This window comes from Pseudomonas sp. PvP025, from assembly GCF_017832155.1.
GTDB lineage: Bacteria > Pseudomonadota > Gammaproteobacteria > Pseudomonadales > Pseudomonadaceae > Aquipseudomonas.
Window position 1 is genome coordinate 2,567,770 of sequence record NZ_JAFIBJ010000001.1, and the last position, 26,943, is coordinate 2,594,712.

Genomic DNA, 26,943 nt, shown 5'->3' on the forward strand with positions numbered 1-26,943 from the left:
CATAGACTGCGGCCCATGTACTACTCGACCGAAGTTAAAGAAGCCGCCAAACGCCTGTTTCTGCGCCGCTGTAAGGCCAAGGAAATTCAGGCGCAGCTCAACCTGCCCAACATCCGCATCGTCTATTACTGGATACGTCAGGGCGGGTGGGAAGACATGCTGTCGGACGAAGAACCGCTGACGGCCGTCGGCCGCCGAATCACCCTGCTTTTGGACAAAGCCGGGAGCCTGAGCAAAGACGATCTCAACGAGCTGGACCGGTTGACCAGCGTTCGCGAGCGTCTGTTAAAGCAGGCCGCGAAACCGTCGTCTGCACCGATCGGAGAGAGTGCAAGCGAGCACCAGGAACGCCGCCAGGGCGCGCCTGGTGGACGTTCGGCCCGTGGCGAGGGCAGTGGCAAGAAGAGAGAAAAGAAGGCCAAGAACGATATCAGCGGGCTGACCGAAGTCGACTTCCTGGATAAGTTCATCAGCAAGATGTACCGGTATCAGCAGGAGCTGTTCGCGGCCAAGCAAAACCCGCTGACGTGCCGTATCCGCAATATCCTGAAAAGTCGCCAGGTAGGCCTGACCTACTACTTCGCCGGCGAAGCGTTCATGGATGCGGTGCTGACGGGCGATAACCAAGTGTTTCTGTCGGCCAGCCGCTCGCAGTCGGAGATCTTCCGCAGCTACATCATCCAGTTTGCCAAGCAGTGGTTTGATATCGAGCTGACCGGCAACCCGATCACGCTCAGCAACGGCGCCGAACTGCGCTTCCTCAGCACCAACAGCAGCACCGCCCAGGGCTACCATGGCCACGTCTACGTCGACGAATATTTCTGGATCCGAGACTTCGACAAACTCAGCACCGTGGCCAGCGCCATGGGCACCCACAAGAAGTGGCGCAAAACTTACTTCTCGACGCCCAGCGCAGTGTCGCACCAGGCGTATCCGTTCTGGTCCGGGGAGGAGTTCCGCAACAGCAAACGCGGCAAGAAGGCCGGCGGTACCTGGCCCACCGAGGCGTCATACACGCAGGGCGCGCTATGCCCTGATGGTCAGTGGCGCAAGACCATCACCCTGGACGACGCCATCGCCGGCGGGTGCGACCTGTTCGACCTGGAGCAGCTGCAGCTCGAGTACGACGAAGACAAATTCCAGCAGTTGTTCTACTGCAAGTTCATCGACAGCAGCCAGAGCGCGTTCGGGCTCAAGGATCTGGAGCGATGCTATTCCGACCTCTCACTTTGGGAGGACTACGACCCCGAACTGGATCGTCCATTCGGCAACAGCCCGGTGTGGCTTGGCTACGACCCGAGCCGCACCCGCGACGACGCCACATGCGTGGTGGTCGCCCCACCGCTGGAGCCAGGAGCGAAATTCCGCATCCTGGAAAAACACAGTTGGCGTGGGCAGTCGTTCAAGTACCAAGCCGAGCAGGTCAAGAAGCTTACCGAGCGTTTCAACGTGCAACATATCGGCATCGACACGACCGGTATCGGCTACGGAGTGTTTGACCTGGTGCGCGACTTCTACCCACGCGCGACCGCCATCCATTACAGCCTTGAAACCAAAAACACTCTGGTACTCAAGGCGCAGGACACGATCCAGGGCAGCCGCATTGAATGGGATGCCGGCTGGACCGATATCGCCCAAGCATTCCTGACCATCAAGCGGGGCACGACCACCAGCGGCCAGGTGACCTACAGCGCTTCGCGCACCGACGCCACCGGCCACGCCGATATCGCCTGGTCGATCATGCACGCCCTGTTCAATGAACCCCTCAACACCAACAAGCGGCGCCGAAGCCGCTACGTCACGAGCGGAACCAATGCCCAAGTCACAACGCAAAAAACCCCAAGCCAGCCAGCAGGTACAGCAGCAGCCCATGCGAGCGTTCACCTTCGGGGAACCGGAACAGGTGCTGTCCGGCAACATCGGCGAGTACCTGGGCGTGTTTCTCAGCGACGACGGCGATATCTACAAACCGCCGGTGTCACGGGCGGGCCTGGCCAAGCTGCTGCGCGCCAACGCGCACCACGGCGCCATCCCCAAGTTCAAGCGCAACTTGCTGCTGCGTGAGTTCATCCCGTCCGTGGGCTGCAGCACGCAGACCATGGGACGGGCCAGCCTGGATTACATGGTATTTGGTGAGGCATATTTCTATCGCGATACCAACGCCTTTGGCGAGGTACTGGAAATGCAGCACCTACCGGCGATCAACATGCGGGTGAAGGTCGACGGCGGTTTCAGGATGCTGCTGCCAGACAGCAAATATATGGACTTCGACCAGGACGAAATCGAACACGTCCTGGACTACGACGTGGAACAGAACATCTACGGCGTGCCCGACTACCTGGGCGGTCTGCAGGCGCTGTTGCTCAACGAAGCCGCGACCCTGTTCCGCCGGCGCTATTACAGTAACGGCGCACACGCGGGATACATCTTCTACACCAACGACCCGGACCTGACCGAGGAAGACGAAGAGAACCTGCGCGCCCAGATCAGCGCTAGTAAGGGCGTGGGCAACTTCCGCTCGATGTTCGTCAACATCCCCAACGGCAAGGAAAACGCGATTCAGATCATCCCCGTGGGAGACTTCCAGGCCAAAGACGAACTGGAGAAGGTGAAGAACATCACCCGCAATGACGTGATTGCCGCGTGGCGTATGAACCCTGCCCTGGCCGGGATCATCCCGGAGAACAGCGGCGGATTTGGGGATATCGAGAAGATCGATCGTGTGTACACCAGCAACGAGATCAGGCCGATCTGTCAGTTGTTCAACCAACTGAACGGCACTCTTCGAGTTGACAGACGTATCGCCTGGAGAAAGTTCGATACCGCAGAGGAAAGAGCTGACTGAAGGCTCAAAACGTAGAGAAAAATACTGCACCACATGCGAAAATAGTGGCAATTTGCTGCACCCTGGGGAGGGATCATGAGAGTTACTTGTAAATGTGGGCATAAAGGCCGGATTGCGTCGCGTGAGGCGCTATCTACCGACTTCGCGAAGCTTTACTGCCAGTGCCTTGACGCAAAATGTGGACACAGCTGGGTCGCAAATCTCACGTTCTCCCACACACTCAGCCCGTCAGCACAGACGTTCGATAGACTGCTGATTGATCGCCTGCGGGACATGCCCAAGGCTCAGCAGAGGGAGCTATTCGAAAAGCTCGGATCGCAGGCAGTCGCATGATGCAAACCGCCGACAACGGCATGCCGGCGGCTCAGGAATCAATCTTCGTCGGACTGATCCGGGTTGCTTACAAGCGCTTCGATCAGTCGGCGCAACTGCTCGCGGTCACGATGTGTCAATTGGCGATAAAAGCCAATCAGGCGACGTTCAATGTGCGAAAGCTCATACCGCGCAGATGCAGACATTTCAACGTAACCGGCATCGGCGTTTGTGCGATCCAACATGCTTACCACTCCATAAAAACTATTGCTGACGCGCTGATATGGGGGCAAGTCCTTGTAGAGACTAAAGAAACTCCTTCAATTGACTCCTTTTACAACCTCATCTGCCATAGCTTTAACGAAGCGTCGAATGGCTCTTTGATCCTCTGCTGGGATGCTCCGATACTGCCGAATGATGCTGTCTTCAACATCATCCAACGAATCATTGGCCAGCGTAGTTCTGCGTCCCGTGAGGATATAAGGCACGTCAAATTCGAATTGAACAGCGACTTTGCTCAGGTACGACGCCGTTGCATCACTCGATCCAGCTTCATAGTTCGCTTGAGTCCGCTTCGCAATACCCAAAGCTTCTGCGATCTGGCTCTGCGTCATGCCGCTCCGCTTCCGTTCTTCTTGCAGCCGAGACCCGATCTCTTCAGAAAGATGCACTTTTTTTCATCCTTACTCTTTACAAGTGCACCTAAGTGCATCATTGTGCATCTCACACCACATGAAATTGCACGGATCTGCACTATGCCGAACTCAAGCGTTACCGAGCAAGCCCGCCGACAAGCGCGGGAAGCATTAGAAAAGCGGGGACAGTCAGCCAAAGACTTCGCAGCCCAGCACCAGCTCAATCCCAGCACCGTCTATGCGGTCCTGAGTGGGCAGAGCCAGTGCCGTCGTGGGGAGGCACATCGTGCTGCCGTTCTCCTTGGGATCAAAGAAGGCGTGATCGCACAGTAATGGCGGGGCCACTGATGGAACAGCAGAAGATGAAAAGTCAGGTTCTAAAAACACGCCGTGAAGTCGTCAGTGCAATTATTTGCACCTTAGAAGGTGGCCGCGAGCGCGCCGCAGCTCGCATCGGCCTACCTCTCAAAAAGTTTGATAACCATGCTTACGAAAACAATAACTGCCGCCCGCTGACAGACCTCCAGATATTTCAACTGGAACAGGTCACAGGCACCCAGCACCTGGCCAACTACGTTGCGGCAATGTACGGCGGCATGTTCGTTCCTGTCGTACAACCGGAAAACCTCGACAACGTTGAGATGTACGCACGGGCAGTACAGACGTCGGCCAAACAGGGCACGGTCGACCAGGTTATCGCTCAGGCTATCGACGACGGGGTAATCACTGAAGACGAGGCCGAATTGATCCTGAACGCGCACGTCTTGCACATAGCTGCACGTACTGCCGAAATTCATGCAGCCATTGATCTCTACCGCGCCAAGTCAGGGAAAGGCAAATGAACACTCAAATCAATGCGTTGGACTACCAACAATGCGTGCAGAACGCTGCACTGGCGTTCCTTAAGCGCCACCAAGCCGAACACCTGGGCGATCTGTCGGCGCTACGCAACCGAGCAGTCGTTCATCTGGTAGAGAACCTCGACGTGGCCGAACCGGTTGCAACCAAACTGACTGACCTTGCCCACATCGAGCTGTTGGACCTGGCGCGCCGCCAACGTCCCGCGAACTCTTAACACTCACCCCTACCAATCGCCGGCCCCACATCTCGTGGGTTTGGGTGAGCTGCGCCCGAAATTGAGGTTTAACGATGACAAACGCCGTAATTGTCACCACACAACTGCACCCGGCCGAGGCCGAAGCGTTGCTGGCCAACCTGCGTGAACAGTATCGCTTGAGCCTCAACGAACACTGGTACGCCGACCAATTCCGACTTGTTGCGGCCGGTCTTCGCCACGGCGCGATTCTCGCTCATATACCGGTCATGGCTGCGCAAAAACGCCTCATGGCAGCCCTGTCCCACAGCCTCAAAGCAGTGAAGTAACCCCATGAAAGAAGACTTACGTCACGACGTGCTCCAACGCCTCCAGTCCGACTTCGGACTCAAGCACCGCACGGGCACCGACTACATGCGCGGTGGCACATGCCCCAAGTGCAAAAAGAAAGAGCTGTATTCCCGCTTTGACACGCCATGGATGGTGATTTGTGGTCGCCCCGAGAAGTGCGGCCACACCCTGCACGTAAAAGAGCTGTACGACGATCTGTTTGAAGACTGGAGCAAGCGAGCGCCGGCGACAGACCAGCATCCCAACGCAACAGCACGTGCCTACCTTGAGTTCGCCCGGGGCTTTCGGTTTGAGCTGATCCGGGGTTGGTTCACCCAGGAAACGTTTTACTCCCCTGAACACAATGCTGGCAGCGCAACGGTGCGCTTCGCTTTGGAAAAAGGCGGTTGGTGGGAGCGTCTAATCGATCAGCCGCACCGCTTCGGCAAGATGAAGGCCCGCTTCAAATCCAAGGATAGCTATCGTGGCGTGTGGTGGTGCCCGCCCTGCGTCGACCTTCTTGAAGCCAAGGAGATCTGGATTGTCGAAGGGATCTTCGATGCCATCGCGTTGGTACACCACAACATCGCGGCAGTGTCGGCCATGTCTTCGAACGCATTCCCAGGGGATTCGCTCAAGGCATTGATCAAAGTCCGCGAAGGCGGGAAATTGCCCAAGTTGGTTTGGGCCCTGGATAACGAGCCCAGCGCCAACGTATATACGCGGCGTTGGGTGCGCGAAGCCCGCGCCCTGGGCTTCGTCTGCGAGTCTGCACTGATCCCACAACGCGACGGCCGCAAGTCTGATTGGAACGACCTTCATCAGCGCTGGAGCTTCATCCAGGACGACACCAAACGCGCCGACCAGATAGCAACTGACCTCAAACAAGCACGCCACCAGGGCGCCCTACTGCTGGCCGAGAGCGCAGCGGAAAAGGCCTTGCTGATGTACGACTGGAACAAGCGCGGGGAATTTCACCTGGGCTTTGGGAACCGCCTGTACTGGTTCAAGTTGGACATGGAGAAATTCAACCGGGCCATGTCCGACATCGAGGACAGCGAGAATCACGACGACCAACTACTAAACCAGGCACAACAGCGCGAAAAAGCACTGCAGCAGTCCGGCAGCGTTGTGGAGATCGCCAACTGCTATCCCCAGGCGCTGTATTTCCAACGTAACGAAGTAACGGACGAGTCCTGGTATTACATGCGCGTGGACTTCCCCCACGACTCCGAAAGCGTGAAGAACACCTTCACCAGTGGCCAGCTGTCGGCCGCAAGCGAATTCAAAAAGCGGCTGCTCGGTATGGCTGCTGGAGCAATGTTCACCGGCAGTGGCCAGCAACTCGACAAGCTCATGAAAGATCAGCTATTCGGCATCAAAACCGTTTCGACGATCGACTACGTGGGCTACAGCAAGGAATACGCCTGCTACGTCTACGGCGATATCGCGATCAAGGACGGAACCACTTACAAGGTCAACAGCGAAGACTATTTCGAATTCGGCAAGCTGCGCCTGAAAACCCTGCAGAAAGGCGTCCCCATCAAGCTGCAGCGCGAAGCAAAGGGCTTTGATGAAAAGTGGGTGCAGTTGCTGTGGACCTGCTTCGGCGCTCAGGGCTTTGTCGCATTGGTGTTCTTCTTCGGCTCGCTGTTCTGCGAGCAGATCCGCGCCCGCTACCAGTCTTTCCCATTCCTAGAAGCCACGGGTGAAGCCGGCGCCGGCAAAACCACACTTCTGAACCTCCTTTGGAAACTGCTCGGTCGAGAAGGCTATGAAGGGTTTGACCCTATGAAATCTACCAAGGCCGGGCGCTCTCGCTTGATGGGCCAAGTCTCCGGCATGCCGGTTGTATTCCTAGAAGCCGATCGCCACGGCGACGATCGTGCGAACGCTAGAACTTTTGAATGGGACGAGCTGAAAGACTTTTACGGCGGTGGCACCCTCGCCACGAAAGGCGTCAAGACTGCAGGCAACGAAACCTACGAACCGCCATTTCGTGGAACGATCGCTATCAGCCAGAACGCGGCCGTGGTTGCCCACGAAGCAATCATGACGCGGATTGTGAAGCTGCATTTTGTGCGCCCGACCGTCACGCCTGAAAGCCGTGCGGCTGCGGATCAACTCAACGCCTTGGACGGCGACGCCCTCAGCCACTTTCTGTTACGCGCAGTGGGCAAAGAGTCCGCAGTGCTTGAGCTGTTCGCTCAGCGTATGCCCGAACACGAATCGAAGCTGCGTCGTTTGCACACCCATTGCTTCGCCTGCAGCACGGCCTATACCAGTGACCAGGGCAATTGCACCAGTTGCGGCTATGACCTGCGCGGATACGTCCGCGTGGAGCGCATCAGCAAAAATCACGCGCAAATGCTCTCGCTGTTGGACTGCATTCGCCTGGTACTGAAATTGAGTGACCCGCAGGTCGCTGCCACCCAGCGCCAGATCGTGCGGATGGCCATCGAGCGCCAGGCGTCGATCAGCTCCGACCATGCAGCCGTGGCCGAGTTTTGGGAGGTCTACGACTACCTCGAATCCCTGAGCGAAGACCCAGTAGTTGACCACAGCAGCGACCCCACCGTGATCGCGATCAACCTCAACGAATTCTGCGAGCGTGCCGCCGAACACAAACAGAAGTTGGCCGATGTGGCCACGTTGCGCGACCTGCTCAAAGAGTCCCGCTCCCGCAAGTTTCTGGACAGCAACAAGGCCGTACACAGCGCTGTGCGTGCCGCGTTCAATAGCCGCAATCCGTGTTCACAACCCCGGCCAACCACAGTGAAGTGCTGGACATTCAAGGCGTAAAGGAGAGCAAGACCGATGCAGATCCAAGTGTTTATGGGTAATGCCGGCGACGGCAAAACAAGCAAGCTGCAGTCAGTACAGGAGCGCCTGGAATTCACCGGCACGAGCGCGCCGATCATCCAGGCCGGGGCATATGGGGAGGATAGCTTGCTGGAGATCCTGGAAGTCCGGGCAGCCGGTGGCCATCGCGAAATCCTGGTGGACGGCTGTAGTGGGCAACAGATTTTGAAGGTATTGGAGTGGCAATCATGCGTTGAGCATGAGCCGGATTTTGACGGCCTGGTGATTCACCTGGCCCGTAAGGACTGACCTTAAAAAAGCAGTGCCGAGGAGTTGCAGCTCCCCGACACCCAACCGCAACAGAGGGCTATAACATGCAAGCACAGAACCTAAGCAGCAGCGGCTCGAAGGCTACCACACCGGCACGCCACCTGGTGGCCACCGCGATTATCGGCGCGGCCGTCATTGGCTACCTTGTGCACAAAACTCCTGAATCGCGAACCCGCCTCGAAAGTCTCAGCCAGATGGCCAACACGCTAGGCGAACTTAGCGAAACGGATGCGGCAGTGGTGGCTAGGCTGCTCGCCGCCCCTCAAACCCGGGGGGGCATGCGTCATGTCTAACCGCTCCGACCGGTCACCTGTGCCACGCTTTCCCTGGAACATCGACTACACCAGCCTGTGCGACCAGTGTGGCAGGTGGCGCGCCCAGGGTAATCACCTGAAATGCAGCCGGCGGCGCCAGTTGCAGAATGCTCATCTTCGCAACCACAAGTCCAAACCATAAGCCGCGTCCACCAGAAGATGCGCTTCAAGATACTTGGCCCGGAAACGGGCCTTTTTGTTTCCGATCGTCAGACTGTCGCTATACCAGTACAGCTTTAGGGGTTTACATGAGTGGGGTCGAAGCTCGCGGCAATTCCGTGAGAATCTATTTTCAATACGACGGCGAAAAATGTCGCGAATCGTTACCTGGAGGGAACACACCGGCGAACATCGCCCAGGCCAAACGCTTGCTCGCTATAATCGAATACGAAATCCAATCGGGCACCTTTGACTACGCACGCCACTTCCCCAATTCAGCCCGGCTGGTGGAAAACACCTTCGGCCATTACCTGGACATCTGGTTGCGGATCAAAGCCAACAGCGTCGCGGCATCGAGCTACCGAGGCTACGCCAACAAGGCCGAGGTGCATGTGAGACCGCGCTGGGGCAAGGTGCAGATCAATGCGATCGATCACTTGGACCTGCAGGAGTGGATCCAGGGCACCCTCTCAAAAACCCTCAAAAACAAGACCATCCGCGACATCATCAGCAACGTTCGCCAGGTGTTCCGTCTGTATCGCACCAGGATGAAAGTCGCACACGATCCTACAGAGGGTTTAATGGTGCGCCTGCCCGATCCCGAGGCACCAGACCCGTTTACCCGGGCGGAAATCAAAAAGATCCTGGAAACACCGACCTCCCGCACGCTTGAGTTGCTGATGGTGCAATTCATGATTTGGGCCGGTCCTCGGGTTTCTGAAACCATCGCTTTGGCTTGGGAGGATGTCGACCTAGAACAAGGAATAGTGACCTTTCGCCGATCAAAGGTACGCGGTGCTTACCGAGTGACGAAAACCCGGCGCTCGATGCGCAAAGTCCGACTGCTGGCACCGGCGTGGGATGCCTTGCGCAAAATTGATGCAATGAACCGCAACAATAAAGCGGAAACCGTGGAAGTGGTCGAGCGCGACAACAAAACGGTACGTAAACATACATTGCACTTCGTGTTCCTGAACAGCAAAACCGGCCTGCCGCATGCCAATGACTTCGTGGTTCGAGATCGCTTCTTCAAAGCGCACTTGCTGGGAGCCGGCGTCCGTTATCGGGGGCCTGGTCAATGTCGACATACCTACGCCAGTCAACTGCTGACCACGGGTGTGGCCTCGATCGACTGGATCGCCGAGCAGATGGGCCACACCAACAGCAACATGATTCATCAGCACTACGGGACATGGATCAGTGATGACGGGCCGGATGTCATCGGAATGCTGGAATTGGCCCTCCGCCTTTGAATAATACTGTCATGTCTCATTGCGATAACCTTCAAGTCAGTACCACACTGATAAATGGGCTGCTATGCTCATTATCTTTCGCGGTTAGCCTCATACGTGAAACCCAATTGAGGCGCCGCGTCAGGTTTTAGGCCATAACCCAGTAATCCCGCACACACCCAAAGTTTAAAAAAACAAGCCCATAACTACACACAGGACGTAAGCATATGGTGGCAGTTTCCACAGCAATCATAACAACTTTATCACGCACACTAAGTCCAGTGGTGTCAGATCTCTACAAAGGCGCCAAAGGAAAAGTAAAGGAAAGCTTACAAAAGCTTGCTATCGCAACAGGAACTAAAAAACTAGCGCGAGCTCTTTTGAAGATCGAGAGCGTGAAAACGATATGGTCACCCGACAAAGAATTATCAATATATGAATTTTACTATCCTTCAAGAATTTGCAAAGAAGACGAATTTGAAGAACTAGAAGTAAAAAACATCAATCAGCTACCCGCTGGCAATCTAGTTATACAAGGAATTGTTGGGCAAGGTAAATCTATATTCATGCGCTATCTAGCGTCCACCGCTATGCGGGATGAGGACTACTGCACAATTCCTATATTTTTAGAACTAAGAACACTCTCAAATAAAAAAAACATCTTTCAATCTATCGGTCGTTTCTTTGAATCTGTCGGCCTCGAATTCTCGCCAGAGCTATTCGAATACTTAGCATCCTCCGGAAAAATTATTTTACTTCTAGACGGATTTGACGAGATTTCTTCAGACGTATTAAAGGACGTAATAGAGGAAATAGAGTTTATGCAAGTCCGATATCAAGACATGAGGATAATTATCTCATCCAGACCTAACAACGATATACAATTGGTTTCCGGATTTAAGGTCGTAGACTTATCCATCTTACACACTGGAGACTACGACCCTTTTTTACGGAAATTAAAAGTTACAGCGACCAAGAGATTCGAACTAATAAATGCAATTGCTGAGCGGTCCTCAAGCGTCGGAGGAATAATAAGCACACCTCTAATGATGACCTTAGTAGTTTTAGTGTATGAAGCCGAGAGAGAAATCCCGCCTACACTGCCCGAATTCTTTGAAAAAATGTTTCACGTTGTCTTCACTCGCCATGACCGATTGAAGCTTGGATTCTCGAGAGATCATTACAGCGGGCTTTCAGAACGCCAACTACAACAGCTCTTCGAAGCATTCTGCTTTATGACAATACAATTAGGAGCTGGAAGATCACTAACAAGCGAACAATTCAATGAAGCTTTTGACTTAGCGCAGGACTATGCTGACGGCTGCGAATGTGACGTTTCAAACTTTAAAAAAGACATAATCAAAGTCGCATGCCTTATGCTGGAAGACGGGGTAAACGAAGTAACATTCCTTCATAAAAGCATTCTTGAATATTATGCAGCAGCCTTCATAAAGCATTCGTCACCTGAAGTTGCAACACTTTTTTACGAAGAAGCAGGCTTAGATAGATTTAGACAGTGGGGCGACGTCTTACGATTCTTGGCTACTATAGATAGCTACCGATATTCAAAGGAATACATTTTGAAAGGAGGCCCTGCTTTTCTAGCAAAGCTGCAAGAACTGACTCGCGACGGTAGCGACTCCGCAATGATAAAATTCGTAAGTTCCATGCACCCCGACTACTGCGTAACTTTTGATAAAGACTACTCCCCTATATCCTTTGGACCAATGAGCATTTTAGTGGACCCCTGGGAAAATCATATAGATAACACGTTAATGCAGGCATCGTTTTCACTAGTAAACTCTGAAGAATGCGTGAAGCTAATTTCCAACAAAAAAAAATCAGGCAGCATAGCCATACACAAGAAAAACAAAACTGTAACAATCAACATAAAATATTTACTCGATGCTTTAGGAACAGACGACTACTATGAAAGAATAAAAGACTTCGAGAACGACTTGCGAGAGCAAATAACAACCGCCCAAAAAGTTGTCGAAATGCAAGACAAGCGAAAGTTAATTTTCAATAGAAAAAAATCGTAGAACAATCGCTAACTTCCCCCTAAGCATCTTAAGTCAATGCACAGTTGACTCGACTCGCTCAGGCCGGTTACAAGGGCGGCTATCTTTGAAGGCGCATGATAGCGTCCTTCAGGGGTGCCGCGTTACGGTCTAAAGCTTCCATTGCCGTAATCGCGTTGGTGGCAACACCCTCCGCGCAGCTATCCGCGAGCCATTTCGTTAATTCCTCGATTGCCGTCGCAAGCGCGTGCTGATTATGCAAGGGCAATGCAAGAGCATCTGCCGTGACAATTTTAGATTCCGTATTATCACTCACCAAGCCGTCCTTGATTAGTGTCTTGAAAGAGTAGCTCATCGCGTCGTTCGACAAACGAAGCCCGATCACTCAGTAGAATTCTTCAAGCACCAAAACAGCGCACCAGTCCCATGGTGGTCCCATGAGCCTATTTTATGAACGCCAAAAACCACAAACCCCCGACTTTCTCTAGGAAAATCAGGGGCTTGCGTTTTATGAATGTGGCGGTGAAGGAGAGATTCGAACTCTCGATACAATTTCTTGTATACACACTTTCCAGGCGTGCTCCTTAAGCCACTCGGACACTTCACCGTATCTCGGCAAACCAGTTCAGTCTGTCGAGGCGCGCTAATGTAGTCGAAAGCCTTTCTGATGGCAAAGGTTTTTTTCAGAATTTTCATGCGGTTAGACCGCTCCGTCAGGACGTCCCCGACGGGGGCGGTGATTGTGCCATTCTCGGGCACTGGTGGCATGGCTCTGACTCGCCTTTCACACCCTGCTCCGGGCCATCTACCCTTGCAGGTGTGGGAAAAGCCTGACTGGGTAGTCAGTCACGGCGCTTTACCGAGGCGTGCGTGGTGGGTAACGTCTGCTGCATTCTTCTCTAACAAGTCCTGCAAGGAAACGCGTCATGAGTGAGTTGATTGCCTACCACTTCGAAGAAGGTATCGCGACCCTGACCTTGAGCAACGGCAAGGTGAATGCCATTTCTCCGGCGGTGGTCAGCGCTTTTAATGAGGCGCTGGATCAGGCCGAGAAGGATCGCGCGGTGGTGGTTATCACCGGAACGCCGGGCATTCTGTCGGGGGGTTATGATTTGAAGGTAATGACCGCAGGCCCCAAGGAAGCCATCGGCCTGGTAACTTCCGGTTCGACGCTGGCGCGGCGCCTGTTGTCGCATCCGTTCCCGGTGATTGTCGCGTGCCCCGGGCATGCGGTGGCCAAGGGCGCGTTCCTGCTGCTGTCGGCGGATTATCGGATCGGCGTGGAGGGCCCGTTCAGCATTGGCCTGAACGAAGTGGCGATCGGCATGACCATGCACCACGCCGGTATCGAGCTGGCGCGGGACCGTCTGCGCAAGTCGGCCTTTCACCGCTCGGTGATCAACGCCGAGATGTTTGACCCGCAAGGTGCGCTGCAAGCGGGTTTCCTCGACAAGGTGGTGGCTCCTGAGGAATTGCACGCGGCGGCCCTGGAAGCGGCGCGGCAGTTGAAAAAGATCAATATGACTGCGCACAAGCAGACCAAATTGAAGGTACGCAAGGCACTGCTGGAGGCACTGGATGAGGCAATCATCCAGGACCAGAGCCACGGCCTCAGTTAAGCCTCCTGCACAGCGCTCACCGAAGCCCGACCTCGTGTCGGGCTTTTTCTTACAAGAGAACCCGAAACTTTCCTAGCCGCTCTAGAAGGGGTTTGTCAGCGATCGTTGAAACATGTGCTTAAACATCGGCTATCTCCGACGTCCTTAGGGTCAATTGCCGAATACAGTGCACATCCGTACACTGCGCCACCTTTTGTCTCGATGGGCCGTGTCGATGCTGTTTCTGTTACGTATGTTGTTGATGGGTCTGCACTTTATGGTCGCCGGTGTGCTAGGCGTGCTGTTGGGTATTTGCCGGCCATTCAATCCGGACAACAGTCGCTTGTGTGCCCGCCTGTACGCAGTGCCGGCGATGTGGATCCTGCGCCTGAATGTAAAGGCGAACGTCGACTCGCTGCGTCAGAAACCGGGGCCCTGCGTGGTGATCGCCAATCATCAGTCCAACTACGACCTGTTTGTGCTGGGCACCGTGGTGCCCCACCGTACCGTGTGTATCGCCAAGAAGAGCCTGAAATGGGTGCCGCTGTTCGGCCAGCTGTTCTGGCTGGCGGGCAATGTGCTGATCGACCGGGGCAATGCGCACAAGGCGCGCCGGGCGATGCTCACCACCACGCGTACCCTGCAACATGAAGACACGTCGATCTGGGTGTTCCCGGAGGGCACGCGAAATCTGGGCAAGGGTTTATTGCCGTTCAAGAAAGGCGCCTTTCACATGGCGATTGCCGCGGGTGTGCCGGTGGTGCAGGTGTGCGTGAGCAATTACGTCACGCATATGCAACTCAATCACTGGAACAGTGGCGATGTACTCATACGGTCGTTGCCGCCGATTCCTACGATTGGTCTGACGACGGATGACATTCCGGCCTTGATGCAAGCATGTCAGACGCAGATGGATGAATGCATCGCGCAGATGGACCGTGACATTGCAGAGCACGCGCTCCTGAAGAACACCTGAACGACGTGAAATGTCATCGAGCAACAACGGAACGTCAATCAGACTAAGCTGCCCAACTCCTGTCCTCACGATAGAAGTGATCAGCATCATGGGTAGAGTTGTTGCAGCCGCCGTCTACAGCGATGGCAAGAAAGTCACGGATATCACCCTTGATGAAGGCGCGGCCTGGGCCGCCAAACCGGGTCATTTTGTATGGATCGGGCTGGAAGAGCCCACCACCCTGGAGCTGACCAACCTGCAACGCCAGTTCAACCTGCACGAACTGGCAATCGAAGATGCGATGGAAAAGCACAGCCGCCCGAAGCTCGAGACCTTCGGCGATGCGCTGTTTATCGTCACCTACTCGCCGGTGCGCGAGAACGGCAAGCTGGAGTTTATCGAAACCCATATCTTTGCCGGCAATGGCTACATCATCACCGCGCGCAACGGTCACTCGGCGTCCTACGGCTTTGTGCGTCAGCGCTGTGAGGCGCGGCCGCTGTTGCTGGAGCATGGGGAAGATTTCGTACTCTATGCGCTGCTGGATTTCGTCACCGAGAACTATCAGCCCGTGAGCGAGGCGATCCATGCCGAGATCGATGAGCTGGAGCGCAACGTGCTGTGCAGCTCGCTGAGCGAGCGCGATATCCAGAAGATCCACGGCCTGCGCCGCGATGTGCTGCGACTCAAGCGCCATGTGGCGCCGATGGTGGAGATCAGCCAGGAACTGCAGAAGCTGAGCTTCCCGTTCATCGACAAGAACATGCGCCCGTACTTCCGGGACGTGCAGATCCACGTGACGCGGCAGATGGAAGACCTTACCACCCTGCGCGATATCGCCAGCCAGACCATCGAGATCGGTGTGTTGCTGGAGGCGTCACGCCAGAGCGTGGTACAGCGCAAGTTCGCCGCCTGGGCGGCGATCCTGGCATTCCCCACGGCGGTGGCGGGGATTTATGGGATGAACTTCCAGAACATGCCCGAGCTGCAATGGCACTACGGCTACTTCGCGGTACTCGGGTTGATTGCCACCGGCTGCATCAGTCTGTGGGCCAGCTTCAAGCGGTCGGGCTGGCTTTAAGCCGACTCGGGTTTGTGCGCCACGAAGCGCATCATCCATTCCGCCACGGTCGCGCCGTGGTGGTCTCGCTCAAGGCTTGCGACGCCCTGGGTGTAGACCTTTTCCCCAAGAGTCGTCTGAAGAATTTCCAGCAGCTCGCGCGAATAGTCAGCGACAAACTCAGGGTGGCCCTGGAAGCACAGCACCTGGTCGCCGATGTGATACGCGGCGATGGGGCAGAACTCACTCGAGGCGATAACCGTGGCATTGGCCGGCAACGTGGTGACCTGGTCCTGGTGACTGATCAGCAGGGTCAGTTCCGGCACCTCGGGGCTCATCCACGGGGCCTTGGCATCGAGCGTGTAATCGTGGATGCCCATGCCCCAACCCTGGCTTGCGCGTTCGGTCTTGCCGCCGAGCAGCAATGCCAATAACTGGTGACCAAAACAAATGCCGAGCAATTTATCGCCGCGCGCGTAACGCTCCAGCACATACGTTTTGAGGGTCTGGATCCAGGGGTCGGTGCCGAAGGAATCGGCCTTGCTGCCGGTGATCAGATACGCATCAAAAGTTTCGTCATCCGGCGGGTATTCGCCTTGCACGACGTTGTATACGACGAACTCGGCAGCAATCGGCTGCCGGGAAAACAGACGCTTGAACATCTGCCCATAACCCTGGTACTGATCGATCAAGCCAGGGCGCAGGATATCGGTTTCCAGAATGCAGACGCGTAGCGACATAAAAAATACCTGACACGGCGATGGGAATAATGAACACCCAGAGCCTGCCTTGAAACATACCTGCAACGCAAGCGCAGAACTGCGCATTCACCCCGTACGCCTTTATTCACGCCCGATTGACACGGTTTCAATGGCGGATGCGTTGACTGCTTTGACCCCCTGCGCCCGGACGAACGGTAGGCACCTGGGCGAATGACCTGATTAATCGTTTTAGCTGTCTAGCCAAGGCATTGGCGCCAATATGGCGTTCTGCCTTATGCCTTTTTAATCTCTAATTACGATTATCTGATATGAAATGAGTCTAAGACTGCAAGAACGAGCGCTCTAAGGTTGAACTCAGTAAGAGGTTGCTGCCGGGTTTTGCTGGAGCAGCTGTAAGAAAAATGTCACGCCAGATCGCGATACTGAATTTAACGGCACGCATTTGACGCTCAGGAATAACAACAAAAGGCAGTCAGCCATGTTCAAACATTCGAAAGTACGTCAGGCGGGACTTATTCTTTTCGCCACCACATTGATTTTGATCCTGCCCAATTTAACCAAGGTTATCGGGTAACGATCCGAGCCACGAGTTCTGTGCACCCACCGCATCAGAATTACAGTTTTTGACAGCACCTGCGAGGCATTGCGCATAGCGATCCCGTTGCAGGGGCTGTCTTTTTACATGCTGATTTCCGCTATCTTGCAGGTCATCGCCACTTGAAAACGGACTCACTGTTGAAAACGATCCTTGCGCTGTTCGCCCTGCTGCTCAGCGTGCCAGCCGGCGCCGCGCAATTGACCATCGAACTGGACCACACCAGCAAGACCTGGCAGACCGCCGAGCTGCTCGAACACCCGGATGCGCAGACGGTGCACATCATTGATGACGTTTCCTACAAGCGCGACATGACGTATCGCGCAGTGCCGCTGGCGGTACTGCTGCCGGGGCTTGCGCCGCAGAGTCATCTGCAGGCGGTCGCCCTGGATGGGTTTGCGGCCGAACTCAGCGCCGCGCCCCTGCTGGAAACAACCGGCGCCCGCGCCTGGCTGGCGGTGGAAGACCCGGCCCACCCCTGGCCGCCCCTGACGTCAGGCAAACCTGGCGCCGGGCCTTTTTACCTGGTGTGGACCGACCCGCAGGCGGGACCGATCAGCCCGGAGCAGTGGCCGTTTCAGGTTTCCCGGATCAAACAGTTGAAGACCGTGGCCGAGCGTTTCCCGGCGTTATTGCCCGACCCGAAGCTGGCGGCGAATGATCCGATCAACCAGGGCTTTGCGCTGTTCCAGAAAAACTGCCTGGCCTGCCATCGGCTCAATGGCGCCGGGGATGCAGAGGTGGGCCCGGACCTGAATATTCCCTACAGCCCCACCGAGTATTTCAGCGGCGATTTTCTCAAGCACTATATTCGCGACCCGCAAAGCGTGCGGCACTGGCCACAGGCGAAGATGCCGGCGTTCGCCGCCAATGTGTTGCCCGACAGCGAACTGGATTTGCTGGTGGGGTATTTGAAGCACATGGCCGGGCGTAAATCCCAACCCTGAGTTTTATGCTGTGGGAACAGTGCGATTATTGCTGCTGCACAGCGATTACCGGCGTCGGCATCACCAACACCTTGGCGTGCATCTGCTCTTGCCCGCCGCCCCGGCGCATGCCGCGCACCGGGCACGCGTCGAGGTAGTCCAGGCCCACCGCCAGCTTGAGGTGCCGCTCCGGCCGCGCCATCTGGTTGGTCACGTCAAAGCTGTACCACGCGCCTTCCAGCCAGGCTTCGGCCCAGGCGTGACTGGCCAGGTGCGTGCTGTCTTCGCTGTATAAATACCCCGACACATAACGCGCCGGAATCCCCAGGCTGCGCGCGCAGGCCAGGAACGCGTGGGTATGATCCTGGCACACGCCCGCCCCGCCAGCGAAGGCCTGGGCCGCGCAGGTATCGACCTCGGTGGCGCCGGGCGTGTAAACCATGGTCTGGTTGAGCGCGTGCATCAGGTCGATCAACGCGCTGCGGTCACGACGTTGGTGACAGTGCTGGTCGGCAAAGCCGCGCAGAGCCTCGTCCGGCTCGGTCAGGCGGGTGCAGCGCAGGAAAGGAAATGCCGACTGGCCCTCGTGCTCCGCTTCACGCAGCTCGTCGATATCCACCTGGCCGCGAGCACGGATAACGATTGCATCGTGGGGTTCATCCAGGGTCAGCACATGCAGAATGTTGCCGAACGGGTCCACCTGGGCGCGCACCGGGCGCGGCAGGTCGAGCTGCCAACTGATGACCTGCTGGCGCTCGCTGTCGTGGGGTGTAAGGCGCAGGTACTGGATGCTGGCGCGCACCTGGTCTTCGTAGTGGTAGGTGGTTTCGTGACTGATGGAAAGTCTCATGGGGCCTCCGTGCAGGAACCGTAAATGGCGTCGCCCCACTGGCGCACCGAGGGGATGAAGGTGGCGTGGAGGTTTCCCCGCAGGTGGTGCAAGGCAGCTCGATTCAACATGGCATCAGTCCTCCACCACCCAGGTGTCCTTGGTGCCGCCACCCTGGGACGAGTTGACCACCAGCGAGCCCTCGCGCAGCGCCACACGCGTCAAGCCGCCGGGCACCACGCGGGTTTCCTTGCCGGACAGCACGAACGGGCGCAGGTCGATATGGCGCGGGGCGATGCCGTTGTCGACGAAGGTCGGGCACGTGGATAAACACAGGGTCGGCTGGGCGATATAAGCGTGGGGCTTGGCTTTGATGCGTGCGCGAAAGGCTTCGATTTCGGCGGCGCTGGATGCCGGCCCGACCAGCATGCCGTAGCCGCCGGAGCCCTGGGTTTCCTTGACCACCAAGTGCGGCAGGTTGGCCAGCACGTGGGACAATTCGTCAGGCTTGCGGCATTGAAAGGTTGGCACATTCTTCAGGATCGGTTCTTCATCCAGGTAAAAACGGATCATCTGGGTAACGAAGGGGTACACCGACTTGTCATCCGCCACGCCAGTGCCAATCGCGTTGGCCAGCACCACATTGCCACAGCGATAGGCCGCGAGCAGACCGGGCACACCGAGCATGGAATCGGGGTTGAATGCCAACGGATCGAGAAACGCGTCATCAAGGCGACGGTAGATCACATCCACGGCCTTGGGCCCGTCGGTGGTGCGCATGAACACGTGGTCATCGCGCACGAACAGGTCGGCGCCTTCCACCAGCTCAACGCCCATTTCCCTGGCCAGGAACGCGTGTTCGAAGAAGGCGCTGTTGAAGCGTCCCGGAGTCAGTACCACAACGCTGGGGTTGTCGATGGGGCTGGCGCTCTTGAGCGTGTCGAGCAGCAGGTTGGGGTAATGATCGATCGGTGCAATGCGCTGGGCGGCAAACAGTTCGGGAAACAGGCGCATCATCATCTTGCGGTCTTCGAGCATGTAGCTGACACCGCTGGGTGTACGCAGGTTGTCTTCCAGTACGTAATAAGTGCCGTCGCCATCGCGTACGAGATCAACCCCGGAGACGTGTGAATACAGGTCACGGTGCAGATTCAGACCCTGCATGGCCAGTTGGTATTGCTCGTTGGCCAGTACCTGTTCGGCGGGAATGATGCCCGCCTTGATAATGCGCTGTTCGTGATACAGGTCGGCAAGAAACAGGTTCAGCGCCTTGACCCGCTGGATGCAGCCGCGCTCGACAATCTGCCATTCACTGGCCGGAATGCTGCGGGGGATGATGTCGAAGGGAATCAGGCGTTCAGTGCCTTGCTCGTCGCCATAGAGGGTGAAGGTGATACCCGCACGGTGAAACAGCAAATCGGCTTCGCGCCGACGCTGGGCCAGCAGTTCGGGCGGGGTCAGCGCCAGCCAACGGGCGAATTCGCGGTAATGGGGGCGTACCTGCCCTGCCCCGTCGTACATTTCGTCGAAATAAGTGCGGATCATGCCGAACTCCTTGTCACCCGGACACGAGCACTATCGCAAGGCCCGTGCCAGCGGCATAAACACTTGAACATCAGTGAGTTGAATGGCCGCCGGGATCTGCCAGCACCGTCCTGGTGCACAGAATACCCAGCGCATGGTCGCCTGCTTCATCGCAAGGCGGCGTTTTACTATCAACAGCATAGTCAGACTTGATTTCACTGCGCGGCGCAAGCTGCGGATAATCGCCAACATCTGCTGAACAGGACGCGTCCTACAGTTTCAGCGCAACGATCTTCCCTTTAGGCCACCCGACTTGGGTGGCTTTTTTTTGCTTTCGAAAAACCCGCGCAGCGTTTTCCCACGGCACAAACAAAATCGGCCGACCCAAAGGTCAGCCGATACGCTGTGCTTGTGCAAACGGCTACATGGGTAACCCACGCACCTCCTGCTTGACGCCCCATCCTTCAATGATCCCGCCCAACGGCTCGACCACCGCTTCAAAGTCCTGCTCGAAGTCTCCTATGCCGTCGTAGGTGGCTGACATGATCTTGCTCAATTCCAGATACCAGGCGCCGTCATCGCGCGCGCTAACCTGGGCATTCAGGGACTCGCCGCGAAACTCACCCGCCGCCCTGCGCGCCCGTTCTTCATCCGGGAAAATCGCGTAGAACTCGATGGGGTGAAACCGTGAAAAGTCAAAACCGCCTTCTTTCATGCGGCGTAGGACGTGGGTGCTGATGTCTTCTTGATAGGCTGTGCTCATGAAACGTCCTCCTAAAACCGATGGATAGACTTTCCGTGCCTCCCGAAGCCCGCGAGCTGCTGGCGCGAGCACCACGGCAATGACTGCACCGCAGGGAAAACAAGCATGTAGCTGACAAGACCAGTACCTAGCGAATCATTCGCTGATCTCGCTTGCAGAGTAGCGCGAAGCTATCACCTCCACCAGAGGGGTTGCACTGGCAAACAGGGAATGTTCAGGCGGCGGGCGAAATGTCGAGGATCTGGATACTGTTCTGGTCTTTGAGGATCTTGACCGTAGGCTCCGGCTTACGGCCCTCAAGGTCGTTGAGGTCGAGTTCGGCGGCGACCGGCACGAGTTTGTTGCGAATCATGTGCGCCGCATCTTCGAGGCTGGGCTTGTGGTCGCAGTCGAACTGCTCCACGGCCTGCACACCGTGATCGTCAACGAAGGTAATTTGCCACATTTGCATCGGTGCCTCCTCGATAAAACCCATGTGTGGGCTCACATCCATCTGGACCTTGAGGGCTCGTCAAACGTTCCACTCAAGGCCGCAGGCACCTGATCGACAGCGGTTATTTCTCGGCGTGTTCCTTGAGGGCTTTCAAGGTGTTGAACGGCGCGTCCACCACGAACTTGTTGGCCAACCAGGAGGGCACGCTGCCGCCCGGCTCCGTGTGCACCTGATAGGTGACCTCGGTCTGGTTATCGCCCTTGGGTACGAGCTTCCAGAAACCCTCGACCTGCGCCACGCGCACGTAGCCTTTTTCTTCCGGCTTGTAGGTCGGCACGCCCTGCAATGTGCGCGTTATACCGCCATCGGCGTTTTTGGTGGTGGTGATGTGGGTGTAGGAATCACGGTCAGTCACCGGGAACGGTGCGTTGAACTGGGTGTAGGTCCAGGCCTCATCGCCCTTCTTGTCCACCAGCTTCTGGGATTTGCATTCGTGAATCCATGAACAGGCAGCGGCGACGTCTTCCTGCAGGGCCTGGATTTTCGCCACGGGCGCCTTGATCAGGGTGACACCGCGATAGGCCTTGTACTTGGAGCCGGCAACCTCGCTCAGGGACACTTTGATGCCGTCTTCGTCCTTGGCCACCTGCCAGTCCTCGGCCTGCGCGGTGGCCGCGAACAACACCGTGAAACCGCACAGCACAGCCATTCGTTTCAGCGAACCCATCGTTGTATTCCTTATTGTTGAAGTTCCGAGAGTAAAGCCCATCAAGCCGCCGTCATCTGTTCCCACCAGCCGATCAGCCGGATTGCATCAGCCTGGTCGGTGCCGCACACCTCCAGATCCGCCTTGAAGTCACTGCACACCGCCGGGCGCTCGGGCTTGCCGAACAGCTGGCATAGCTGTTCGACCGACAGGTGCAGGCAGCGTTCGCCCGCCGGCTTGCCCTTGGGCATTCCGGGTAATGGCGAACTGATAGAGGGGGCGATGCAGCAAGCACCACAGCCTTCACGGCATTTCATGACCGGCAGGTCCTCGACGACTCAATGGGATGGCGGAGCTAGGGTACGCCCCTGAACAACCGTTTTAAAACGGTCCAACAAGGGTTTTTCACGGAAAAGACAAGTGACTGACCAGTCCGCGACAAATGGTCGATCCAGCGCCTCACATGTGCGCAATAGTTATTGCTTGAATTCGAAATCCAGCGCCGCACCTTCAACATCACGGCGTTCTTCGTTGCGCAGTTGCAGCTTCATCTCATTGCTGAGCAAGCGGCCGTTGATCTGAAACGCGCTGTTATCGGTGGGCTTGTCGCCGAACATCGGCGGTAGCAGCGGTACGCTTTTGGGCTTGGGCATGGTACCGATAGGCTGTAAATGCCTGACCATGTCGGACGGCAGCGACAGGTCCAGTTGTGCCGGTGGCAGTTTAGTCTGGGCGACCTCACGAGCTGATCTGGATTTTTTTCTGGCCGAGGCGCGCTTTTTCTTGGCGACCGTGGCTTTCCTGGCCTCTGCCGTTTTTTTCGTGGAGGCCGCCTGTTCGGCACTTGGCGCAGACCTGGTGTCCGATACGGGCGCGGCCGCCATTAAGACGCCGACATTGCACAGCGTTAACAGGCCAATCATCCCTACAGCGCGAAAAATCGAATTCATATCGCCAACAGCATTAACGGCAGAAGGCCATATGCTCGCTTGTTGTGCGCAGCATGACAAGCGCGGCAATCACACCCGTGCAGGAATTGTCCCGGTTCTGCGCCTCAGAGACCGGCGCTGGTCTCCTGGCATAATTGGCTGGCCAGCATCCCCAGGGTCATCAGCGCCCGCTCTGCTTCGCGGTTCCATGGCGTGCCACAGTTGAGCCGAATGCAATGGTTGAACTGTTCTGTATTGCTGAAAATCAACCCGGGCGCAATGCTGATGCCCTGTTGCAGGGCGCGCACATGCAACTCCTGAGTATTGACGCGCCCCGGCAAGCTGACCCACAGGATAAAACCGCCGGTAGGCCGGGTCATCTGCGTGCCTTCAGGGAAGTACTGCTGCACTGCCAGCTGGAAAGCGCTGAGGTTCTTGCGGTATTCCTGACGGATGTAGCGCAGGTGGCGGTCATAGCCACCGTTCTCCAGGTATGCGGCGACGCCCATCTGCGTGACGCTGCACGCCGAGTGGGTACTGAACATCTGCAGGCGCTGGATCTCCTGCTGATATTTACCGGCAATCATCCAGCCAATGCGCACACCGGGCGACAGCGTCTTGGAGAAGCTCGAGCAGTAAATGACCCGGTCCAGGCGGTCATAGGCTTTCAGCGCCTTGGTGCGGCCCAGTTCGAACATCAACTCGCCGTAGATATCGTCCTCGACAATCTGGATATCGAAATCCGAGGCCAGACGCAGCAGTTGCTTCTGCCGCTCTTCGGGCATGGTGCCACCCAGCGGGTTGCTCAAGCGTGTGGTCAGCACCAGCGCCTTGATCGACCATTGGTTGGCCGCCAGCTGCAGGGCTTCCAGGCTCATACCGGTGGAGGGGTCGCTGGGAATTTCGATCACTTTGAGGCCGAGCAGATCGGCCAGTTGCAGCAAGCCGTAATAGGTCGGCGACTCGGCGGCGATCAGGTCGCCGGGACGGGTCAGTACGCGCAGGGACATCTGCAACGCGTCGACGCAGCCATGGGTGATCACCACTTCGGATGGGTCAATCACCACGCCGGCATCACGCATGCGGATCGCCACCTGGCGGCGCAGCGGCTCGAAACCGGGGCTGAACATGTAGCTGAAGGCCCGTGGGCTCTGGAAGCGCGTGACCTTGGCCAACTGCTGGTGCAGTGCTCGCACCGGCAGGTAGTCGACACTCGGCACCGCGGCGCCAAGGGGAAACACGCCTTCGCGGCGCGACTCGCCCAATACCTGTTGAATGATGCTGCTGCGGGTGACCAGCCCCGGGCGTTCGACCCGTGCGATATCCGGCGTCGGCGCGGTGAGCGCGGGCGTCTGGTGCACGTAATAGCCGGACTGTGGCCGCGCCCTGATCAGCCCCTGGTCTTCCAGGTTGGCATAGGCCTGCAAGACCGTGGCGTGACTCACGTTGAGCTGGGAACTCATCTTGCGCACCGAAGGCACACGCTCCCCCGGTTGATAGACTCCGCGCCGGATGTCCTCAGCCAGTTGCTGGGCGATACGTTGGTAAAGCAACAGATTGGTCATGACGCAGCACTCGATTTCACGGGCGTTTTATTTTTGTGTAGAACATACCGGCACAGTTTAGAAGTGTACGGGGACAGTTGCCACAATAGTCGAGGCCGCGCGGCAGTGACAGCAAAAACTGTAAGGGTTTAGGATAGAGCTTTCAGCTGTACCTCAAAACAAATGTGGGAGGGGGCTTGCTCCCGATAGCAGCGTGTCAGTCGTCAAAGAAGTTGACTGAACCACCGCTATCGGGAGCAAGCCCCCTCCCACATTTTGACCTGCGCCAGGCGCCTAGCGAGCAGCGCCCAATTGGCCCTTCGCGTCGGAGAAGACGATTTCCACGCGGCGATTCTGCGCCCTGCCCCGCTCGGAGGCGTTGGCCTCTACCGGGTACTGGTCGCCATACCCCTCAACCTGAATGCGTTTTTCATCGATACCCAGGTCCACCAGCACATCGGCCACCGATTGTGCACGCTCGCGGGACAGCCTGAGGTTTTCCTGCTCGCCGCCGGTGTTGTCCGCATACCCCTCAATACGCACCACGCGCTTGGGGTTCAGTTGCAGGAACTGCACGATTTTCAGCACTGTGCGGTTGGCCGAGTTTTTTAGCTCCGCGTCACCGGTGTCGAACAGCACGTCCCCCAGGGTCATCACCAGGCCGCGGTCGGTCTGGGTGGCGAGGCTGGTGATCTGCTCTTCGAGCCACTTGCCCTGCTGTTGCACGCTCGACAGCTTGCTTTCGCGCAGGGCCAGTTGCAGGCGCTGGCGCTCCAGTTCCAGCTTCGCGCCGCGCTCTGCGTTGAGCCCCTGCTCGGTATGTTGCCGGGCAATCGCGCTGTAGCGACGGCTCAGGTAGGCGTAATGCTCCACATCGGCGCCGCTGCCCCAGTAGCTGGACAGGCGGTCGGCACGGGCCAGCGACTCCCCGGCACGGATCACATCCTTGGGCGCGAAGCGCAGCACATTGGCGTCTTCCTTGACCTTCTGGAAATCGCCGGCCGCCTGCTGCAGGGCCTGCTCGCTGTTCGGATGGGTGGCACAGCCACCCAACATGGCGCCGGCCAGCAGCACGGCGCTCATCCCACGGAGCAGCCGGCTCATTGGGCTTCCCCCAACTGCAATTGCTTGCGCAAGCGGGTGATGCGAGTGTTGAGCACGTTCAGTTGCTCCTGGCTCTTGCGAGTCAGCACCTGGGCTTCGGCCAGGCGGGCATCCAGTTCGGCTTGCTCGGCCTGCATGCGCGCGTCCTTGTAGGACTGGTCGGCCATGTCGGCCTCGGCCCGGGCGAATTTGTCTTCGGCCAGTTTCAATTCGGCCGACTCCTCGGCGACGGCGCCGACCGCGCTGGCTTGCTCAAGCGCTTGCCGGGTCAGGCGCAGCTGTTCATTCGGCGCGGGATCGGTTGCACATCCCGCCAGAGCGACAGCGGCGAGTGCCGCTAAAAGAGGTCGAAAAATCACTGAAAATCCCTACTGTGTTGAGGTGCCGACGGGTTGCTGCAATTGCGCTTTCCAGCGTTCCAGATTGCGCTGCAACGCAGCTTGCGCCACACCGGACGCGGGCAATTCTGTCATCTTTTTCGCCAGCTGTCCGCGCAGCCACGGATCATTGCAGGCGGAGTTGTGGGAAATCGCCAGGTACAGGCCGGGCTGATCGATGGGCACTTCGCGGGCCACCAGGTCGTTGCTCATGCCCAGGCTCTGGGCCATGGCCATGCCGGAATAGCGACTGGCGAGCACATAGTCCACCTCCCCCAACAACAGTTTCTGAAACGCCGGCGTCAGCGTGGGCAGGCGTTGCAGGTTGAGCTGCTGACTGGCGAAAGTGTCGAAATCCGCGCTCAAGCGCGCCCGTTCCGATACTGCGCCCGAGTGGCCGTGCAGGTCGGCCGCAGTGGTATACACCAGGGCGGAATCCTTACGGGTCCAGACGAGGTAGTCGAGCTGCATCAGCGGCGGGTGAATGTAGTCCAGGGTTTGCAACTCGCCGAGGTTCAACGTTGCGTCGGCGAGAATGTCCATGCGTCCGCTGCGCACTTCATCCAGGGCGGCCGCGCGTTTGCCGCCGTAAAGCAGGTCAATTTTCAGACCGAGGTCCTTGGCCACCTGCTGCAACACATCGGCGGTGGCGCCGATCAGGTGCGCGGGGTCTTGCGGGTCGCGCCAGAGCAGGGGTGGCGCGTCCGGGCTGCCGGTGATGACCAGGCGATTACATTTGCCGGCGGCGTGCGCCAGGGTTGGCAGCAGCGTGAGGCCCAGCAGTACGATCCAGGGGCGCAATTCCATGGCGAAGGTCTCCGATAGTCAAAAAAAAGCCCGGTCA

Annotated in this window: 30 protein-coding genes and 1 tRNA gene; 15 read left to right on the forward strand and 16 right to left on the reverse strand. The window is 57.2% G+C overall.

Features of this window, described 5'->3' with window-relative positions:
• The first annotated feature begins 15 nt into the window (after positions 1 to 15).
• The 3 genes from JOE32_RS10675 (at position 16) to JOE32_RS10685 (ending at position 3,178) form a co-directional block, all read left to right on the forward strand.
• The gene (locus JOE32_RS10675; RefSeq protein WP_209983843.1) at positions 16 to 2,064 is read left to right on the forward strand and encodes a terminase family protein; all 2,049 of its coding nucleotides are present in this window, start codon (positions 16 to 18) and stop codon (positions 2,062 to 2,064) included.
• Positions 1,976 to 2,845, forward strand: coding sequence for a phage portal protein (locus JOE32_RS10680; protein WP_209990467.1), 870 nt, complete (start codon positions 1,976 to 1,978; stop codon positions 2,843 to 2,845). Before JOE32_RS10675 ends, JOE32_RS10680 begins: the two co-directional genes overlap by 89 nt.
• Positions 2,846 to 2,920: 75 nt before the next feature.
• Entirely contained in the window at positions 2,921 to 3,178 is a 258-nt protein-coding gene (locus JOE32_RS10685) for an ogr/Delta-like zinc finger family protein (protein WP_209983845.1), read from the forward strand.
• Positions 3,179 to 3,216: 38 nt separating this feature from the next.
• Here the strand turns inward: JOE32_RS10685 and JOE32_RS10690 are convergent, their stop codons facing one another.
• Together JOE32_RS10690 and JOE32_RS10695 are read right to left on the reverse strand one after the other, a co-directional pair.
• Positions 3,217 to 3,402, reverse strand: coding sequence for a hypothetical protein (locus tag JOE32_RS10690; protein ID WP_209983848.1), 186 nt, complete (start codon positions 3,400 to 3,402; stop codon positions 3,217 to 3,219).
• Between the two features lie 75 nt (positions 3,403 to 3,477).
• Positions 3,478 to 3,771 (reverse strand): helix-turn-helix transcriptional regulator, encoded by a 294-nt coding sequence (locus tag JOE32_RS10695; protein ID WP_245229271.1) that lies wholly within the window; start codon positions 3,769 to 3,771, stop codon positions 3,478 to 3,480.
• Positions 3,772 to 3,912: 141 nt separating this feature from the next.
• Here JOE32_RS10695 and JOE32_RS10700 point away from each other — a divergent pair, with 141 nt between their 5' ends.
• The 8 genes from JOE32_RS10700 (at position 3,913) to JOE32_RS10735 (ending at position 12,055) form a co-directional block, all read left to right on the forward strand.
• Positions 3,913 to 4,125 (forward strand): hypothetical protein, encoded by a 213-nt coding sequence (locus JOE32_RS10700; protein WP_032870897.1) that lies wholly within the window; start codon positions 3,913 to 3,915, stop codon positions 4,123 to 4,125.
• A gap of 29 nt (positions 4,126 to 4,154) precedes the next feature.
• Positions 4,155 to 4,634 (forward strand): YmfL family putative regulatory protein, encoded by a 480-nt coding sequence (locus tag JOE32_RS10705; protein WP_280922777.1) that lies wholly within the window; start codon positions 4,155 to 4,157, stop codon positions 4,632 to 4,634.
• Positions 4,631 to 4,867, forward strand: coding sequence for a hypothetical protein (locus JOE32_RS10710; RefSeq protein ID WP_209983853.1), 237 nt, complete (start codon positions 4,631 to 4,633; stop codon positions 4,865 to 4,867). Before JOE32_RS10705 ends, JOE32_RS10710 begins: the two co-directional genes overlap by 4 nt.
• Before the next feature lie 74 nt (positions 4,868 to 4,941).
• Positions 4,942 to 5,175, forward strand: coding sequence for a hypothetical protein (locus JOE32_RS10715; protein WP_209983856.1), 234 nt, complete (start codon positions 4,942 to 4,944; stop codon positions 5,173 to 5,175).
• A gap of 4 nt (positions 5,176 to 5,179) precedes the next feature.
• On the forward strand, positions 5,180 to 7,978 hold the full coding sequence (locus JOE32_RS10720) for a toprim domain-containing protein (RefSeq protein WP_209983858.1): 2,799 nt from the start codon (positions 5,180 to 5,182) through the stop codon (positions 7,976 to 7,978).
• A 15-nt stretch (positions 7,979 to 7,993) separates the two neighbouring features.
• Positions 7,994 to 8,287, forward strand: coding sequence for a hypothetical protein (locus JOE32_RS10725; protein ID WP_209983860.1), 294 nt, complete (start codon positions 7,994 to 7,996; stop codon positions 8,285 to 8,287).
• Between the two features lie 583 nt (positions 8,288 to 8,870).
• The gene (locus JOE32_RS10730; RefSeq protein WP_209983862.1) at positions 8,871 to 10,034 is read left to right on the forward strand and encodes a DUF3596 domain-containing protein; all 1,164 of its coding nucleotides are present in this window, start codon (positions 8,871 to 8,873) and stop codon (positions 10,032 to 10,034) included.
• Positions 10,035 to 10,240: 206 nt separating this feature from the next.
• Positions 10,241 to 12,055, forward strand: coding sequence for an NACHT domain-containing protein (locus JOE32_RS10735; RefSeq protein ID WP_209983864.1), 1,815 nt, complete (start codon positions 10,241 to 10,243; stop codon positions 12,053 to 12,055).
• A gap of 79 nt (positions 12,056 to 12,134) precedes the next feature.
• Here JOE32_RS10735 and JOE32_RS10740 read toward each other — a convergent pair whose 3' ends face one another.
• Both JOE32_RS10740 and JOE32_RS10745 read right to left on the reverse strand, forming a co-directional pair.
• Positions 12,135 to 12,389, reverse strand: coding sequence for a hypothetical protein (locus JOE32_RS10740; protein ID WP_245229012.1), 255 nt, complete (start codon positions 12,387 to 12,389; stop codon positions 12,135 to 12,137).
• Between the two features lie 162 nt (positions 12,390 to 12,551).
• Positions 12,552 to 12,641, reverse strand: a tRNA-Ser gene (locus JOE32_RS10745).
• A 319-nt stretch (positions 12,642 to 12,960) separates the two neighbouring features.
• On the opposite strand from JOE32_RS10745, the gene JOE32_RS10750 reads away from it, so the two are divergent.
• The 3 genes from JOE32_RS10750 (at position 12,961) to JOE32_RS10760 (ending at position 15,668) form a co-directional block, all read left to right on the forward strand.
• Complete coding sequence (locus JOE32_RS10750) at positions 12,961 to 13,653, forward strand: crotonase/enoyl-CoA hydratase family protein (RefSeq protein WP_209983866.1); 693 nt, start codon at positions 12,961 to 12,963, stop codon at positions 13,651 to 13,653.
• A gap of 214 nt (positions 13,654 to 13,867) precedes the next feature.
• Complete coding sequence (locus JOE32_RS10755) at positions 13,868 to 14,608, forward strand: 1-acylglycerol-3-phosphate O-acyltransferase (protein WP_209983869.1); 741 nt, start codon at positions 13,868 to 13,870, stop codon at positions 14,606 to 14,608.
• A gap of 88 nt (positions 14,609 to 14,696) precedes the next feature.
• Positions 14,697 to 15,668: a magnesium and cobalt transport protein CorA gene (locus tag JOE32_RS10760; protein ID WP_209983872.1), complete on the forward strand. Its 972-nt coding sequence runs from the start codon at positions 14,697 to 14,699 to the stop codon at positions 15,666 to 15,668.
• Here JOE32_RS10760 and JOE32_RS10765 read toward each other — a convergent pair.
• Positions 15,665 to 16,387, reverse strand: a complete 723-nt coding sequence (locus tag JOE32_RS10765; RefSeq protein ID WP_209983874.1) for an amidotransferase — start codon at positions 16,385 to 16,387, stop codon at positions 15,665 to 15,667. The two genes, JOE32_RS10760 and JOE32_RS10765, sit on opposite strands and share 4 nt — an antisense overlap.
• Positions 16,388 to 17,104: 717 nt before the next feature.
• Here JOE32_RS10765 and JOE32_RS10770 point away from each other — a divergent pair.
• On the forward strand, positions 17,105 to 17,911 hold the full coding sequence (locus JOE32_RS10770; RefSeq protein WP_209983876.1) for a cytochrome c: 807 nt from the start codon (positions 17,105 to 17,107) through the stop codon (positions 17,909 to 17,911).
• A gap of 25 nt (positions 17,912 to 17,936) precedes the next feature.
• Here JOE32_RS10770 and JOE32_RS10775 read toward each other — a convergent pair whose 3' ends face one another.
• The 11 genes from JOE32_RS10775 to JOE32_RS10825 all read right to left on the reverse strand — a co-directional run bounded on the left by JOE32_RS10775 (position 17,937) and on the right by JOE32_RS10825 (position 26,906).
• Entirely contained in the window at positions 17,937 to 18,740 is an 804-nt protein-coding gene (locus JOE32_RS10775; RefSeq protein ID WP_209983878.1) for a transglutaminase family protein, read from the reverse strand.
• Positions 18,741 to 18,854: 114 nt separating this feature from the next.
• Positions 18,855 to 20,264 (reverse strand): circularly permuted type 2 ATP-grasp protein, encoded by a 1,410-nt coding sequence (locus JOE32_RS10780; RefSeq protein WP_209983880.1) that lies wholly within the window; start codon positions 20,262 to 20,264, stop codon positions 18,855 to 18,857.
• A gap of 400 nt (positions 20,265 to 20,664) precedes the next feature.
• On the reverse strand, positions 20,665 to 21,006 hold the full coding sequence (locus JOE32_RS10785; protein WP_057009243.1) for a ribonuclease E inhibitor RraB: 342 nt from the start codon (positions 21,004 to 21,006) through the stop codon (positions 20,665 to 20,667).
• Positions 21,007 to 21,220: 214 nt separating this feature from the next.
• Positions 21,221 to 21,457, reverse strand: coding sequence for a hypothetical protein (locus JOE32_RS10790; RefSeq protein WP_209983882.1), 237 nt, complete (start codon positions 21,455 to 21,457; stop codon positions 21,221 to 21,223).
• Positions 21,458 to 21,560: 103 nt separating this feature from the next.
• Entirely contained in the window at positions 21,561 to 22,166 is a 606-nt protein-coding gene (locus JOE32_RS10795) for an START domain-containing protein (protein WP_209983884.1), read from the reverse strand.
• Between the two features lie 41 nt (positions 22,167 to 22,207).
• Positions 22,208 to 22,462 (reverse strand): YkgJ family cysteine cluster protein, encoded by a 255-nt coding sequence (locus JOE32_RS10800; RefSeq protein ID WP_209983886.1) that lies wholly within the window; start codon positions 22,460 to 22,462, stop codon positions 22,208 to 22,210.
• Between the two features lie 159 nt (positions 22,463 to 22,621).
• Complete coding sequence (locus JOE32_RS10805) at positions 22,622 to 23,095, reverse strand: translation initiation factor 2 (RefSeq protein ID WP_209983888.1); 474 nt, start codon at positions 23,093 to 23,095, stop codon at positions 22,622 to 22,624.
• Between the two features lie 104 nt (positions 23,096 to 23,199).
• Entirely contained in the window at positions 23,200 to 24,639 is a 1,440-nt protein-coding gene (locus tag JOE32_RS10810; protein WP_209983892.1) for a PLP-dependent aminotransferase family protein, read from the reverse strand.
• Positions 24,640 to 24,912: 273 nt separating this feature from the next.
• Entirely contained in the window at positions 24,913 to 25,722 is an 810-nt protein-coding gene (locus JOE32_RS10815; protein WP_209983894.1) for an OmpA family protein, read from the reverse strand.
• Positions 25,719 to 26,081 carry a DUF4398 domain-containing protein gene (locus JOE32_RS10820; RefSeq protein WP_209983896.1) on the reverse strand — a complete coding sequence of 121 codons (363 nt, stop codon included), beginning with the start codon at positions 26,079 to 26,081 and terminating at the stop codon, positions 25,719 to 25,721. The genes JOE32_RS10815 and JOE32_RS10820 overlap by 4 nt, the downstream gene beginning before the upstream one ends.
• Positions 26,082 to 26,090: 9 nt before the next feature.
• Positions 26,091 to 26,906, reverse strand: coding sequence for a transporter substrate-binding domain-containing protein (locus JOE32_RS10825; RefSeq protein WP_209983898.1), 816 nt, complete (start codon positions 26,904 to 26,906; stop codon positions 26,091 to 26,093).
• Between the last annotated feature and the right edge of the window lie 37 nt (positions 26,907 to 26,943).

What these genes read in the sequence shown, in the direction of transcription:
- JOE32_RS10675 (WP_209983843.1), top strand. Translation starts at nt 16, where the DNA reads ATGTACTACTCGACCGAAGTTAAAGAAGCCGCCAAACGCCTGTTTCTG.
- JOE32_RS10685 (WP_209983845.1), top strand. Translation starts at nt 2,921, where the DNA reads ATGAGAGTTACTTGTAAATGTGGGCATAAAGGCCGGATTGCGTCGCGT.
- JOE32_RS10690 (WP_209983848.1), bottom strand. Translation starts at nt 3,402, where the DNA reads ATGTTGGATCGCACAAACGCCGATGCCGGTTACGTTGAAATGTCTGCA.
- JOE32_RS10695 (WP_245229271.1), bottom strand. Translation starts at nt 3,771, where the DNA reads ATGACGCAGAGCCAGATCGCAGAAGCTTTGGGTATTGCGAAGCGGACT.
- JOE32_RS10700 (WP_032870897.1), top strand. Translation starts at nt 3,913, where the DNA reads ATGCCGAACTCAAGCGTTACCGAGCAAGCCCGCCGACAAGCGCGGGAA.
- JOE32_RS10705 (WP_280922777.1), top strand. Translation starts at nt 4,155, where the DNA reads ATGAAAAGTCAGGTTCTAAAAACACGCCGTGAAGTCGTCAGTGCAATT.
- JOE32_RS10710 (WP_209983853.1), top strand. Translation starts at nt 4,631, where the DNA reads ATGAACACTCAAATCAATGCGTTGGACTACCAACAATGCGTGCAGAAC.
- JOE32_RS10715 (WP_209983856.1), top strand. Translation starts at nt 4,942, where the DNA reads ATGACAAACGCCGTAATTGTCACCACACAACTGCACCCGGCCGAGGCC.
- JOE32_RS10720 (WP_209983858.1), top strand. Translation starts at nt 5,180, where the DNA reads ATGAAAGAAGACTTACGTCACGACGTGCTCCAACGCCTCCAGTCCGAC.
- JOE32_RS10725 (WP_209983860.1), top strand. Translation starts at nt 7,994, where the DNA reads ATGCAGATCCAAGTGTTTATGGGTAATGCCGGCGACGGCAAAACAAGC.
- JOE32_RS10730 (WP_209983862.1), top strand. Translation starts at nt 8,871, where the DNA reads ATGAGTGGGGTCGAAGCTCGCGGCAATTCCGTGAGAATCTATTTTCAA.
- JOE32_RS10735 (WP_209983864.1), top strand. Translation starts at nt 10,241, where the DNA reads ATGGTGGCAGTTTCCACAGCAATCATAACAACTTTATCACGCACACTA.
- JOE32_RS10740 (WP_245229012.1), bottom strand. Translation starts at nt 12,389, where the DNA reads ATGAGCTACTCTTTCAAGACACTAATCAAGGACGGCTTGGTGAGTGAT.
- JOE32_RS10750 (WP_209983866.1), top strand. Translation starts at nt 12,961, where the DNA reads ATGAGTGAGTTGATTGCCTACCACTTCGAAGAAGGTATCGCGACCCTG.
- JOE32_RS10755 (WP_209983869.1), top strand. Translation starts at nt 13,868, where the DNA reads ATGCTGTTTCTGTTACGTATGTTGTTGATGGGTCTGCACTTTATGGTC.
- JOE32_RS10760 (WP_209983872.1), top strand. Translation starts at nt 14,697, where the DNA reads ATGGGTAGAGTTGTTGCAGCCGCCGTCTACAGCGATGGCAAGAAAGTC.
- JOE32_RS10765 (WP_209983874.1), bottom strand. Translation starts at nt 16,387, where the DNA reads ATGTCGCTACGCGTCTGCATTCTGGAAACCGATATCCTGCGCCCTGGC.
- JOE32_RS10775 (WP_209983878.1), bottom strand. Translation starts at nt 18,740, where the DNA reads ATGAGACTTTCCATCAGTCACGAAACCACCTACCACTACGAAGACCAG.
- JOE32_RS10780 (WP_209983880.1), bottom strand. Translation starts at nt 20,264, where the DNA reads ATGATCCGCACTTATTTCGACGAAATGTACGACGGGGCAGGGCAGGTA.
- JOE32_RS10785 (WP_057009243.1), bottom strand. Translation starts at nt 21,006, where the DNA reads ATGAGCACAGCCTATCAAGAAGACATCAGCACCCACGTCCTACGCCGC.
- JOE32_RS10790 (WP_209983882.1), bottom strand. Translation starts at nt 21,457, where the DNA reads ATGCAAATGTGGCAAATTACCTTCGTTGACGATCACGGTGTGCAGGCC.
- JOE32_RS10795 (WP_209983884.1), bottom strand. Translation starts at nt 22,166, where the DNA reads ATGGGTTCGCTGAAACGAATGGCTGTGCTGTGCGGTTTCACGGTGTTG.
- JOE32_RS10800 (WP_209983886.1), bottom strand. Translation starts at nt 22,462, where the DNA reads ATGAAATGCCGTGAAGGCTGTGGTGCTTGCTGCATCGCCCCCTCTATC.
- JOE32_RS10805 (WP_209983888.1), bottom strand. Translation starts at nt 23,095, where the DNA reads ATGAATTCGATTTTTCGCGCTGTAGGGATGATTGGCCTGTTAACGCTG.
- JOE32_RS10810 (WP_209983892.1), bottom strand. Translation starts at nt 24,639, where the DNA reads ATGACCAATCTGTTGCTTTACCAACGTATCGCCCAGCAACTGGCTGAG.
- JOE32_RS10815 (WP_209983894.1), bottom strand. Translation starts at nt 25,722, where the DNA reads ATGAGCCGGCTGCTCCGTGGGATGAGCGCCGTGCTGCTGGCCGGCGCC.
- JOE32_RS10825 (WP_209983898.1), bottom strand. Translation starts at nt 26,906, where the DNA reads ATGGAATTGCGCCCCTGGATCGTACTGCTGGGCCTCACGCTGCTGCCA.